Annotated in this window: 12 protein-coding genes; 9 read left to right on the top strand and 3 right to left on the bottom strand. The window is 56.6% G+C overall.

The genetic code is table 11. From position 1 onward, the window contains the following. Positions 1–59 precede the first annotated feature (59 nt). The 3 genes from ABLU96_RS27935 (at position 60) to ABLU96_RS27925 (ending at position 4,347) form a co-directional block, all read left to right on the top strand. Positions 60–491: a universal stress protein gene (locus ABLU96_RS27935; protein WP_014229901.1), complete on the top strand. Its 432-nt coding sequence runs from the start codon at positions 60–62 to the stop codon at positions 489–491. 50 nt (positions 492–541) lie between these two features. Beyond that, positions 542–3,229, top strand: a complete 2,688-nt coding sequence (locus ABLU96_RS27930; protein ID WP_014838863.1) for a cation-transporting P-type ATPase — start codon at positions 542–544, stop codon at positions 3,227–3,229. Positions 3,230–3,417: 188 nt separating this feature from the next. Continuing rightward, positions 3,418–4,347: an alpha/beta hydrolase-fold protein gene (locus ABLU96_RS27925; protein ID WP_064407235.1), complete on the top strand. Its 930-nt coding sequence runs from the start codon at positions 3,418–3,420 to the stop codon at positions 4,345–4,347. A 73-nt stretch (positions 4,348–4,420) separates the two neighbouring features. Here ABLU96_RS27925 and ABLU96_RS27920 read toward each other — a convergent pair whose 3' ends face one another. Next, entirely contained in the window at positions 4,421–4,828 is a 408-nt protein-coding gene (locus ABLU96_RS27920; RefSeq protein WP_025106080.1) for a cupin domain-containing protein, read from the bottom strand. A gap of 127 nt (positions 4,829–4,955) precedes the next feature. Between ABLU96_RS27920 and ABLU96_RS27915 the strand changes: the two genes are divergently transcribed. After that, positions 4,956–5,858 (top strand): LysR family transcriptional regulator, encoded by a 903-nt coding sequence (locus ABLU96_RS27915; RefSeq protein WP_064405723.1) that lies wholly within the window; start codon positions 4,956–4,958, stop codon positions 5,856–5,858. Between the two features lie 59 nt (positions 5,859–5,917). Here ABLU96_RS27915 and ABLU96_RS27910 read toward each other — a convergent pair whose 3' ends face one another. Continuing rightward, complete coding sequence (locus ABLU96_RS27910) at positions 5,918–6,838, bottom strand: LysR family transcriptional regulator (protein WP_064405681.1); 921 nt, start codon at positions 6,836–6,838, stop codon at positions 5,918–5,920. 140 nt (positions 6,839–6,978) lie between these two features. Here ABLU96_RS27910 and ABLU96_RS27905 point away from each other — a divergent pair, with 140 nt between their 5' ends. From ABLU96_RS27905 to ABLU96_RS27885, 5 genes are all read left to right on the top strand, one after another. After that, a complete protein-coding gene (locus tag ABLU96_RS27905) occupies positions 6,979–7,374 on the top strand; it encodes a RidA family protein (protein ID WP_064405678.1) in 396 nt (131 codons plus the stop codon). Positions 7,375–7,416: 42 nt separating this feature from the next. Then, positions 7,417–8,376 (top strand): zinc-binding alcohol dehydrogenase family protein, encoded by a 960-nt coding sequence (locus ABLU96_RS27900; RefSeq protein WP_064405675.1) that lies wholly within the window; start codon positions 7,417–7,419, stop codon positions 8,374–8,376. A 404-nt stretch (positions 8,377–8,780) separates the two neighbouring features. After that, positions 8,781–9,677: an ABC transporter substrate-binding protein gene (locus ABLU96_RS27895; protein ID WP_025106085.1), complete on the top strand. Its 897-nt coding sequence runs from the start codon at positions 8,781–8,783 to the stop codon at positions 9,675–9,677. Beyond that, complete coding sequence (locus ABLU96_RS27890) at positions 9,674–10,612, top strand: amino acid ABC transporter permease (RefSeq protein WP_025106086.1); 939 nt, start codon at positions 9,674–9,676, stop codon at positions 10,610–10,612. The genes ABLU96_RS27895 and ABLU96_RS27890 overlap by 4 nt, the downstream gene beginning before the upstream one ends. Further along, positions 10,605–11,366: an amino acid ABC transporter ATP-binding protein gene (locus tag ABLU96_RS27885; protein WP_048260955.1), complete on the top strand. Its 762-nt coding sequence runs from the start codon at positions 10,605–10,607 to the stop codon at positions 11,364–11,366. Before ABLU96_RS27890 ends, ABLU96_RS27885 begins: the two co-directional genes overlap by 8 nt. A gap of 2 nt (positions 11,367–11,368) precedes the next feature. On the opposite strand, the gene ABLU96_RS27880 is transcribed toward ABLU96_RS27885, so the two are convergent. Further along, on the bottom strand, positions 11,369–12,703 hold the full coding sequence (locus ABLU96_RS27880) for an MmgE/PrpD family protein (protein WP_064405673.1): 1,335 nt from the start codon (positions 12,701–12,703) through the stop codon (positions 11,369–11,371). Between the last annotated feature and the right edge of the window lie 137 nt (positions 12,704–12,840).

Raw genomic sequence — 12,840 nt, 5'->3', positions numbered from 1 at the left:
CAGCGCCATTGCCCGGGCTGTTTTCACCACCTTTTTTAGGTAATAAAAGGATTGTCTCTATGTATAAAAATATCCTCGTGCCGGTTGATGTGTTTGAAATCGGTCTGGCGGACAAGGCCTTGTCCCACGCCCAATTCCTTGCGCAAAGCTCTTCGGGACAGATTCATCTGGTACACATCATTCCCTCTTTTTCTCCGGTGCTGACGCGCGGTTTTATTTCCGATGCACGAAAAATGGAGGACTATCTGATTAATACTGCTAAGGAAAAGCTGGCAGAGCTGATCAAGAAACTCGCGCTGACGGAAAAGGATATTCAGATTCACATTCGCAGCGGCAACATTCGCGATGAGGTGACCAAACTGGCCGATGAACTGAAAGCGGATGTGGTGATCATCGGTTCGCGCAACCCGAATATTCAGACGCATCTGCTGGGGTCGGAGGCGGCAGGAATCGTTCGCTATGCCCATGTTCCGGTTTTTGTGGTGCGTTAAGGGCGGCCTGAGGCTGTCCTGATTTCCGTTACAGGAGTGAGGAGATAACTATGAATACAGAAAAACCGGGCGGCCCGTTCTATCAGCTCTCCGTAGAAGAAACCCTGACCAGCACCAACAGCACTCCGGAGGGCATCAGCGGCGCCGAGGCGGCGACGCGTTTGCAGCAGTATGGCGAAAATGCGCTGCCGCAAAAGGCGGGAAAGCCGGCGTGGCTGCGCTTTCTGGCGCATTTTAACGATGTGCTGATCTATGTGCTGCTGGCGGCGGCGCTGCTGACGGCGGTCATGGGGCACTGGGTAGATACCCTGGTGATCCTCGGCGTGGCGGTGATTAACGCCCTGATCGGCCATATCCAGGAGAGCAATGCGGAAAAATCGCTTCAGAGCATTCGCAACATGCTCTCCAGCGAGGCGGTGGTTATTCGTCAGGGCAACCATGAAACGATCCCGACAACCGCTCTGGTCCCCGGCGATATCGTCGTCATTCGTGCAGGCGATCGCATTCCCGCCGACCTGCGGGTGATCGAAGCGCATAACCTGCGGGTGGAAGAGGCGATTCTGACCGGCGAATCGACGGTGGTGGAGAAAAGCACCGAGGCGCTCAGCGGCGAACTGCCGCTAGGCGATCGTACCAATCTGCTGTTTTCCGGCACCACGGTGAGTTCGGGCGGCGGAAAAGGCCTGGTGGTCGCCACCGGCGGCGATACCGAGCTGGGCCATATTAACCAGATGATGTCGGATATCGAAAAACACCGTACGCCGCTGCTGGTGCAAATGGATAAGCTCGGCAAAGCCATTTTTATCATCATCCTGGTGATGATGGCCGCGCTGTTTGTCTTCAGCCTGCTGTTCCGCGATATGCCGGTTTCTGAGCTGATGCTGTCGTTGATTAGCCTCGCGGTGGCGTCGGTGCCAGAGGGTTTACCGGCGATTATCTCGATAATCCTCTCGCTCGGCGTGCAAACCATGGCCCGTCAGAAGGCGATTATCCGCAAGCTGCCCACAGTGGAAACCCTTGGGGCGATGACGGTGATCTGCTCGGATAAAACCGGAACGCTGACCATGAACGAGATGACGGTGAAGGCCGTTATTACCGCCGATAACGTTTATCGCGTAGAGGGCGACAGCTACGAACCGGTAGGGAATATTCATCCGATCGATGAGCCCGATCCGATAACCGTTGCCCCCGGCACGCTGCTGGAACGCTATCTGCGCACCATCGATCTGTGTAACGACAGTCAGCTTATCAAAGACGAAAGCGGGCTGTGGAAAATTACCGGCGGCCCGACCGAAGGGGCGCTGAAGGTGCTGGCGGCGAAAGTCCCGCTCCCGACGGTCAACACCGAGCTGCGCAGCAAAATCCCCTTTGATTCACAGTATAAATATATGTCGACGCTGTACCGCATCGGCGATGAAGAGATGATTTTGATTACCGGCGCGCCCGATGTCCTGTTCCGTCTGTGTCAGCATCAGCAAACCGACCATGGCCTGGCGCCGCTCGATCAGCCTTACTGGGAAGCGAAAATCGAAGAGTACGCGCGGGAAGGGCTGCGGATGGTGGCGGCGGCGTGGAAACCGGCAGCCGACGGGCAAACGGAGCTTAGCCATGAGGATTTGCAGCAGGGCGTCATTCTGCTGGGGGTTGCCGGGATGATGGATCCGCCGCGACCGGAGGCGATTACGGCGATCGGCGACTGCCTGCAGGCCGGGATCCGCGTGAAGATGATCACCGGCGACCACCCGCAAACCGCGATGAGCATCGGCAAGATGCTGGGGATCGGCAATGCGGAAAACGCCATCACCGGCAGAGAACTGGAGGTGATGGACGATACCCAGCTCAGCGAAGCGGCGCAGAAATTCGATATTTTCGCGCGTACCAGCCCGGAAGATAAATTCCGCCTGGTGCAGGCGCTGCAAAGCAGGAAAGAGGTGGTCGGGATGACCGGCGACGGCGTGAACGACGCCCCGGCGCTCAAGCAGGCCGATGTCGGTATCGCGATGGGGATTAAGGGCACCGAAGTGACCAAAGAGGCCGCGGATATGGTGCTGACCGACGATAATTTCGCCACCATCGCCAGCGCCGTCAGGGAAGGGCGTCGGGTATACGACAACCTGAAGAAAACCATTCTCTTCATTATGCCGACCAACCTGGCGCAGGGGCTGTTGATCATTATTGCGCTGCTGGCGGGGAATTTAATTCCGCTGACGCCGGTGCTGATCCTGTGGATGAACATGGCGACCTCCGCCACGCTGTCGTTCGGCCTGGCGTTTGAAGCGGGCGAGAAGAACATCATGCGGCGTCCGCCGCGCGATCCCAAACTGCACGTAATGGACGGCTTTGCTATCTGGCGGGTGATTTTTGTCGGTTCGATGATTGCCGTCAGCGCCTTTGTGCTTGAAGCCTGGCTACAGCCGCGCGGCTATTCGCCTGAGTTTATCCGCACGGTGCTGCTGCAGACGCTGGTTACCGCCCAGTGGTTCTATATGCTCAACTGCCGGGTGGCGGACGGCTTCTCGCTGAGTAAAGGGCTGCTGGCGAACCGGGGGATCTGGATTGTCAGCGGGGTGCTGCTGGTGCTGCAGCTGCTGATTATCTACGCGCCGTTTATGCAGATGCTGTTTGGTACCGAAGCGCTGCCGTTCCGCTACTGGGTTATCACCTTTATTATCGGTTTTGTGATGTTCCTGATTGTGGAAGTCGAGAAGCCACTGACCCGGAGATGGCGTACGGCCTGATATTGAGCAGAACGCGGCATTCCCGGTAGCCCGGCTAAGCGCAGCGCGAGCCGGGCTACCCGTGATGTGATGATGGGTTCCCCGGGCAGGCGCAACGTGCCGCTCCCGGGATAACCTCGTTGCTTGCAATTGATATTGATATTAGCAATCATTATCACTACCGAGGGTGTGCTGGAAACAATTAACCGATGTCGCTTCGCAAATTTTGTTTTGCTTCTCCGCCGAAAGGGCGGGTTTTTATCGCCGCGCTGGTCTCCACGCTTTATGGCATTAACGCTTACGCCAGGCCGGATATGCGCCCGCTGGGGCCGAATATCGCCGACCGCGGTTCCGCGTATTATCACTTCAACGTTGCTTATTTCGATTCCCTTGATGGCGAACGGCATTATAAGGTCTGGACGGCGATACCGAACGCGGCGCCGCCCGCGCAGGGGTATCCGATTCTGTACGCCCTGGACGGCAACGCGGTGATGGACCGGTTGTCCGACTCGCTGCTTGAGACGTTTACGCAAAAAACGCCGCCCGTTATTGTGGCCATCGGCTATCAAACGAATTTGCCCTTCGATCAGCCCGCCCGAGCCTATGACTACCGGCCGAAAGTCGAGGAGAATCCTGCCGACGCCGGATGGGACCGACGGAAGAGCGGCGGCAGCGAGGCATTTCGCCAGCTATTAGAAAATACCATCGTGGAAAAAGTTGAGCGCGGGATCGCGATCAACCCTCAGCAGCGGGCTATCTGGGGGCACTCCTATGGCGGATTATTCATCATTGACGCCTGGCTGGCGTCATCCCGCTTCCAAATCTATTTTTCTGCCAGTCCTTCTCTGGGACGGGGTAACGCCTCGCTGTTAGCAAAAATGGCCGCGGCGAAGGCGGATGCGTTTAACCGGAAGACCCTGTACCTGATGGAGGGGGCGGTTGCGACCCAGCGGGCCTCTTCCACAGGGGCAGAAGAGATCCGGAGCAACGTTCTGCAGACGGTTTCCCTGCTCAAGAAAAATGGCGTGGCGGTCAACTGGTGGCCCTACCCCGGACTGTCTCACGGGGAGATGTTTAGCGCCTCGCTGCAAAGCGCGCTGCTGGCGATGAGCGGTTTTCCCCGGGGCTCGCGCAATTAGTCGAAGATGCATTTTCGCATACCGCCGAATGAGAGCAGGGCGCATTAACTGGCGAGCCCTGCTGTTTCGATGTTTAAGGCAGTTGACGATAGGCGTCGTCGGCGACCGGCTCCAGCCATTCGTTAGACGCACCTTCGGCAGGGACGGCAACGGCGATATGGGCAAACCAGCTATCGGCGGCCGCGCCGTGCCAGTGCTTGACGCCGGCGGGAATATTCACGACGTCCCCAGCGGTAAGCTCGCGCGGCGGTTGATTCCACTCCTGATACCAGCCGCGACCGCCGGTCACCAGTAAAATTTGCCCGCCTTTATGATGGATATGCCAGTGGTTACGGCAGCCGGGCTCGAAGACCACGTTACCGATATTGACCCCTTCCGTGGAGAGCATATTCAGGTAGCTGGTACCCTGAAAATACTGCGCATAGGCCTCGTTTTTCTCCCCCTTGGGGAAGATACCGTTACCGTCAAATTGTTGGTTCATGATGTCTCCACATTTCAGTTTCGGGCTTTTAAGCGGCCCCTTACGACTCGTTGAACAAAGTGTAGAGAAGGTTTGATTAAATGATAAGATGCGCAAATGTGAATACACTAGTGCACAAAATTCACCAATAATGAGCAAAGAAAAACTCAACGACCTGCAGGCTTTTGCCACGGTGGCTCACGAGCGCAGCTTTACCCGGGCGGCCGCGATTCTGGGTGTTTCCCGGTCAGCGCTGAGCCATACGCTGCTGGCTCTGGAAGCGCGTCTCGGGGTAAGGCTGTTAATCCGCACCACGCGCAGCGTCTCGCCAACCGATGCCGGGAACCGTCTGCTGGCCGTTCTGGCGCCGCGGCTGAATGAAATCGAAGCTGAACTGGCTTCTCTGCGCGCTTCACGAGATAAACCCGCCGGAACGGTACGCATTACCGCCAACGATCATGCCATCGTCACCGTCCTGTGGCCCCGTCTGCGGCCTTTATTAACGCAATACCCGGATATTCATATTGAGTTCAGCGTCGGATACGAGCTGACCGACATTGCCGCCCAGCGTTTTGATGCAGGCGTACGGATGGGCGATCAGGTGGATAAGGACATGATTGCGGTGCGCATCACGCCCGATGTGCAGATGGCGGTGGTTGCCGCCCCCGCTTATCTTGCCGGCAGGGCGTCAGTAAGACGTCCTGAGGATCTGATGGCGCATAACTGCGTTAATTTGCGTTTGCCCACCCACGGCGCGCTTTACGCCTGGGAGTTTGAAAAGGGAAGTCAAAAGACCAGCGTTCGCGTTGACGGGCAAACCGTTTTCAACAATACCTTTCTGATGATTCAGGCCGCGCTGGACGGAGCAGGGATTGCCTATGTTCCTCATGACTTAGCGGCGAAATATATCGCTACGGGGGAACTGGTACCGCTACTTGCCGACTGGTGCCCTCATTTCCCGGGATACTATCTTTACTACCCGGGCCGACAGCATCTTCCGGCGGCGTTTACGCTGGTGGTCGACGCGCTGCGCTGGCACCGCAGGGGGTGATCCCGGCTGCGCGATGGCTGCCGGGCTTCTTAAACAGAGATTCTCTGGCCGGGATGGCGTTACTTATTGTTGGAATTGGGGACATGCTGCTGCATCAATTCAACGATCCAATCAATAAAAACACGCAGTTTGGCGTTGACATGGCGGTTTGGCGGAAACGCCAGGTACAATGGCATTGGACTGATACGCCATTTTTCAAATAATGGAATTAAAGCGCCACTGGCCCGATGTTTTGCCGCCATATAGGTTGGCAGCGCAATCACACCTAAGCCAGCGAGCCCCGCTTCGAGGTAAGCATTGCCATCATCCACGGCAAGTACATAGCGGCCTGTGATTTCAATATGTTCACTCCCACTGCGCAGGACCAGAGGATCAATCTTACCGGTGCGCGAGGACAAGAATCCCACTATGCGATGGTCGGTGTTTTCCAGCTCTCGCGGGTGCGCAGGGGCGCCAAGGCGTTCCGCATAGCCAGGGGCGGCGTAGACGCCGATTTGCAAATCGCCGACATGGCGCGCGATCAGGGACTGGTCGTTGATGTCGCCACCGCGCAGGACGCAATCCACGTTGTCGCCGATCAGGTCCACCACCCGGTCGCTGACGCCCATGTTGAACTGGATGTCAGGGTAGCGCGCGTGGAAAGCCGGTAGCGCCGGTACCAGGACGAGGCGGGCCAGCGGACTGGGTACATCCACCCGTAGCCGTCCCCTGGGCGTCATCGCCGCACTGGACAGGCTGTTTTCAGCATCCTCCATGTCCGCCAGCAGGCGGATGACGCGCTCGTAGTAGACCGCGCCATCGGCAGTCACGCCGAGCCTGCGGGTGGTGCGATGGAGCAACTTGACGCGCAGGCGCGCTTCCAGCTGCTGAATGAGCTGCGTCACCGTGGTTTTACTCATATGAAGCGTTTGGGCAGCCTTTGTGAAGCTCCCTGCCTCCACCACGCGAGCAAAGGCGCGCATCGCATCGAAACGATCCATTCCTTATCCCCCTTTTCACCGATTGTTTGGATTTTACAAACAATGATGGACAAAGTCGCTTGTTTATCCACCCGATCCCGCACCTGTAAAGTGACTTTACGTTCACCGGGCTGATTTTGCCCCATTGCAGAGGTACAAATATGACAGCACGCGAAGCCGTTTTTCCCCTCGGTCGGCAGGTGCTCTATGAGCGCAATCGCTATTCACCGGCCATTAAATCCAATGGTTTCTTGTTCGTTTCCGGGCAGGTTGGTAGCCGCGAGGATGGTTCGCCTGAGCCCGAACTAAAAGCGCAGGTCAGGCTGGCATTCAATAATCTGAATGCTGTTCTCGCGGCTGCGGGCTGCACGTTCGGTGACGTGGTTGACGTGACCCTCTTTGTCGTCGATCCCGAGTCAAATCTCGACGCTATCTGGAGTATCCTGCCAGAATATTGGGGGGAAGCGCCTTACCCTACGTTGACCGGGATCGGCGTGACGTGGCTTTACGGATTCCAGTTTGAGATTAAGGTGATTGCCAGGCTGCCCTGCGCGTGACGGGTTTTTCCGCCAGTCGGAAGATAAGACAGAGGAAAATTTATGAAAGCAGCGGTCTATGACGTGGAAGGCGCTCCCGGCGTCCTGAAATATGTCGATGTCCCGGAGCCGGTCACAGGGCCCGACGACATCCTGATTTCTGTCGAGGCTATCTCGATTGAGGGTGGCGATTTGATCAATCGCCGTTCAACGCCGCCGCCGCTTCCTTCATGGATCGTTGGCTACGCGGCCGCGGGCACAGTTGTTGCCGTCGGATCGAAAGTCCGAAGCCGTACGGTTGGGGACAGAGTCGCTGCTTTTCACATGCAGGGATCGCATGCGGAACGTTGGGCTGTGCCCGCGGAACGCACCTGGCTTATACCCGATGGGGTGGGAATGGCAGAAGCGGCGGCATTGCCGATTTCATTTGGAACCGCGCATCACTGCCTTTTCACACGAGGCATGCTCCGGCAGGGAGAAACCGTTCTTATTCAGGCCGCAGCGGGTGGCGTGGGGCTCGCGGCCGTTCAGCTTGCCTCACAAGCAGGCGCAACGGTCATCGCCGTGGTAAGCGGAACGCAGCGACGAGGTCGGTTGCGTGAACTTGGTGCCGATCATGTTGTGGATCGTACAAAGGATAACATCGTGGACAGTGTCCGACAGTACACCCATGGTACCGGTGTTGACCTCGTCATCGATCCGGTGGGAACGACGTTGCCTGCTTCGCTTTCTGCACTCGCTCCGGAAGGACGTCTGGTCTTCGTCGGTAATGCCGGCGGCAACAGTCTGACTGTCGACTTATGGCCGGCAATGCAGTCTAACCAGACGCTCATGGGGGTATTCATGGGACCTCTTTTTGCAAGACATGGAGTTCGAACAAGCGTGGACGAGATGCTGCAGGCTGTAGCAGCAGGGCGCGTCACGGTTGTCATTGACCGCATCTTCCCCCTGGCTAACGCTGCCGCGGCCCACGAATTTGCTGAGACAGCGAAACCGCTTGGCCGGATCGTGATGAAGCCATGACGCGCGTTTGACCAGGATGAGTGCGTGGCGGCAGGATGCTATTAGCAGCGTTTTTCGGATGGTACTAACTTTCTGATTTTGAGGCGTTAAATCCGGTCAGGGTTCATACGATAATTGGCGCGTATCAGTCTGCCAACCCTTTGGGCCAGTGTGGGCGGCAAGCCCACGGTGTGGACATTGAATTTGAATTAAAAGAGCCCTTAAGTCTGCCCCTGACTTTCCCACTTTTTCGAAATCTTTATCTCTTTTTCTCATTTGTCAATAAAAGGTATATGCCCGCAAAATCAGGTCTAAGGCAGGGCGGGTGTTGCTCTATAAATGATAAAACCCCTCTGATGGCCTTGCCTCTTTTACCGCACCTCTTTTGTGGTTTTCACAGCTTTTAACCAGGAAAAGGCTTCTTTATGACGTTATCTAAATTACTGCTCCCTTTGCTGATTGCCGGAAATCTCTCTTCTGCATGGGCTGCGGAGCAGGTTGTTCCGTCTTCGACCACCTTTCATGTCACCGCTGATGATGCGCTGAAAAGTAAGCTTCCGGCGGACATCGCCAAACGCGGATATATTGTTGCAGGTACTAATCCGAATACTCCGCCAACCACTTTTTTCCAGGAAGACAATAAAACGCTCGCCGGGCGTGAGATTGATGTGATGAATGCCGTGGCGGCAAGGCTCGGTGTGGAAGTGCGCTGGCAGGATACCGGCGGTTTCGACAACATCATTCCGGGGCTGAAATCCGGTCGCTATGACGTCGCGCTATCCAATATCAATGCCACCAAAAAACGTCTCGAGCAGGTCGATTTCGTCAGTTATTACGATGCGTCGCGCCTGGGGGTGATCTCGCGTAAAGACGCAAACATTGCGCCATTTACCTCTTTTGACGCCGTGTGCGGGCAGGAAGTGGGCGCAGGAGCGGGTACTACGCAGATCGGGCGCCTTGAAGCGGCCAGCAAAATTTGTACTGATGCCGGTAAACCCCCGATCAAGATTGCCGTATTCCCGGATCGCCCTTCAGGCGTACAGGCCGTGGTCAGCGGTCGGGTACCGATGTTCTTCGGCCCGTATGAAGGTCTGACGTATCAGGTTAGTCAGGTCAAACCGCTGACGCTGACCGGTACCATTCATGTGGATGATGCGCCTGTATCTGTGGCGTTCCCTAAACAGTCGGGGCTGGAAGAGGCGGTGCAGGCATCCCTGAACTCGCTGATCAAAGACGGCACTTACCAGCAGATCCTCGATAAATGGTCCATCGGTTTTGGCGCAGTCAAAGAGTCAAAACGTAATGAAGAGATTTTCGGATGAGCAGTGAAACACACGATCAGCAGGCGGAAGAACTACGGATCGTCGGTAAAAAATATATCGGGCGCTGGATAAGCGCCCTGATCGTATTGCTGATATTGCTGGCTATGGGGAACTCCATGCTCAGCAATCCGCGTTTTGAATGGTCGGTAATCGCCGAAAACTTTACCGGTCCGTCAATCATTCAGGGCGTACTGATGACGTTGCAGTTGACCGCAATTTCCGTGGTTTTTGGTTTTGCAGGCGGCACGGTTCTTGCGCTGATGCGCCTGTCATCCAATCCGGTGCTGGTCGCTGTCAGCTGGGGTTATACCTGGTTTTTCCGGGGGGTGCCGATGCTGGTCCAGTTGTTTCTCTGGTACAACATTGCCGCGCTTTACCCGAATATTTCGATTTCGCTGCCGTGGGCAGGTGAAATCTGGAGCGCTTCCGCGAACTCACTGATTAGCCCGTTCAGCGCCGCCGTGATTGCATTAGTCATGCATCAGTCTGCCTATGCCGCAGAGATTATCCGCGCCGGTATTCAGAGCGTCGGCACCGGGCAAGTCGAGGCGGCACGCGCCCTGGGTTACCGCCCGTCACAGATATTCCGCCACACCATTTTGCCGCAGGCGATGCGGGCTATTCTGCCTCCTGCGGGGAATGAAGTGATCGGTCAGCTGAAAACCACCGCGGTCGTTTCGGTGATTTCATTACAGGATGTGCTGTTCTCGGCGCAGATTATTTATCAGCGCACCTATGAAGTGATCCCGCTGCTGCTGGTCGCCACATTATGGTACCTGTTGCTGACGTCGTTGCTGTCGGTGATTCAGTATTACGTCGAACGACATTTCAGCCGCAGCAGCCACAGGAAGGTAAAACGTAAAGTCACGAAAACCGGCGCAGCCCGCACGGTCAGCACCGTCAGTCTCAGCGCAGGAGAAACCAGCCATGGGTGAGGCCATTGAATTTCGCAAAGTCACCAAGCGTTTCTCCGGTAATACCATACTGGATGAAATCAGCCTCGATATTCCGGCCGGTTCGGTCACGGTGATCCTCGGGCCTTCTGGTTCAGGGAAATCCACCTTGCTGCGCTGTATCAATCATCTTGAAAAACTCGATGGCGGCACAATCCGTATCGGAGGTGAACTGGTCGGTTATCAGCAGAAAGGTTCCGCGCTGTATGAACTGAGCAGCCGCAAAATTGCCGCACAGCGCAGCCGTACCGGCATGGTGTTTCAGCAATTTAATCTGTTTCCGCACCGTACGGTTTTGCAAAATATTATCGATGCACCGCTGCGGGTGAAGAAGCAAAACCGTCAGCAGGTAGTCAGTAAAGCCCGCGCGTTGCTCCGGCAGGTCGGCTTAGACAACCGCGAAGATGACTGGCCTCAGCAGCTTTCCGGTGGCCAGCAACAACGCGTGGCAATTGCCCGTGCGCTGGCGATGGACCCGGAAGTGATGTTATTCGATGAACCGACCTCCGCGCTGGATCCCGAACTGGTGGGCGAAGTGTTGCAGGTGATCAAAAAGCTGGCGCATTCAGGGATAACGATGGTGATCGTCACCCACGAAATCGGCTTTGCACGTGAAGTGGCGGATAACGTCATTTTTATGGAGGGCGGAAAAATTGTGGCGTCAGGGCCGACGAAAAGCGTGCTGGATGAAACGGAGAACGTCCGTGTCCGCCATTTTCTGTCGACTGTTTTATAACGTTATTCCTTAACCCGTTTCCCAAACAACATCTCTGCAAGCCTTGGCAGACTGTCGCGGCTTTCCAGCCTGCTCAGTGCCACGATTTCTGTCCGCTGTGCGTCAGCGAAATCCGGCAAACAGGTGCGCAGTTTCGCCGGCAAATCAAACGGGATCGCCAGACTTTGCTGACGGGTGAAACGCCGTTGCAGCAGAGTGCCGTCGCGCAGGAATACCGTCACCTGATGAAAACGCGCAGCGGGGTTCAGCTCGTCCGGCGGTGCGGAGAAATCCGGGCAACGCGAGACACGCTCTGCCAGTGCGGCAATGTCGGCTTCCACCGCTTGCGGGGTGAAATCCTCTAAGCGTAAGTCTCCGCGCAGCAGACAGGCTGCAATCACGTATTCCAGGCTGAACCGCGCTTCAACGCCGGTTGCCGGTTTTCGTACCGACGCCGCAATATCACCGCCCGGCGGGAAAGACACCTCTATCCGTTCGATGGCGCCGATCAGTGCATCTGTGCCTTGACCGGTTTGCAGCCAGTCATAACGAATAGTCCGCGCGGCATCGGCAGCGCTGTGCGTGCCACCGCAGGTCGGATAGGGTTTGAATTCCAGACCGGGCGAGACAATCCGCCACGGCGCGCCCCAGTCTGAAATGAGTTTTTCCGGCTGTTGCTGACCGGCGCAGTAAGCCGATAAAAAGCTGTCAAGCACGTTGTCTGCCTGGCCGTGAAAGCCTGCCAGCGTCAGCTGTGTGGCAATGACGGCGGTCTGCGCCGCCAGCCCGGCGTGCAGCGGTTTGACGTCACTACCGAACTGCGCACGTAACCCTGCGGACTGCGTCGCCGCTAAACCCAGAATCAACGCCGTTTGCCGTTCAGTGGCATCCACCAGCCGCGCACAGGCAGCGGAGGCCGCAATCGTGCCGAGCGTGGCGGTATTGTGAAAACCGAGTTTGTAATGCTGAGAACCGGCGGCCAGCCCGAGGCGTCCGGCCATTTCCACGCCGGTCACGTACGCATCGAGAAACTGCCCGCCGCTGATGTCTGGCCGTTGTGAGGCCAGCGCCAACAGCGCGGGCAAAATCACCACGCCGGGATGGCCGCGAAAGTCGGGATGGAAATCATCAAAATCCAGCGCGTGACCGGCATATCCGAGCAGTAACGCGTGGGTGGCCCGATCGCCAGCGCGGTAAACCTGATGCAAACTGTTCAGCCCTGCATCGGGTAAATCGCCGCGTAAAACCGGCAGGGTAACCGCCAGAAAATCCAGTAACCCTTCGCGGGCTGCCTCATGAGCGGCTGGAGTAGGGGATGAACTGACGATAAGTTTCGCCAGCGACTGCGTTAATGTCATAGGTGTATTTCCCGCTTCAGGCCCGAATGACCGGAGATAATAAATCAACGAAATGTTCACGCTCGCAAAGAGCATGCAATTGCGCCAGAAGGGCGTCTGAAACTAAACACATCGGGATCACCAAACGCGGCCGTATC

Source organism: Klebsiella sp. CN_Kp106, from assembly GCF_040064575.1.
Taxonomy (GTDB): Bacteria; Pseudomonadota; Gammaproteobacteria; order Enterobacterales; family Enterobacteriaceae; genus Klebsiella; species Klebsiella michiganensis.
This window is presented reverse-complemented; position numbering and strand designations above follow the sequence as displayed.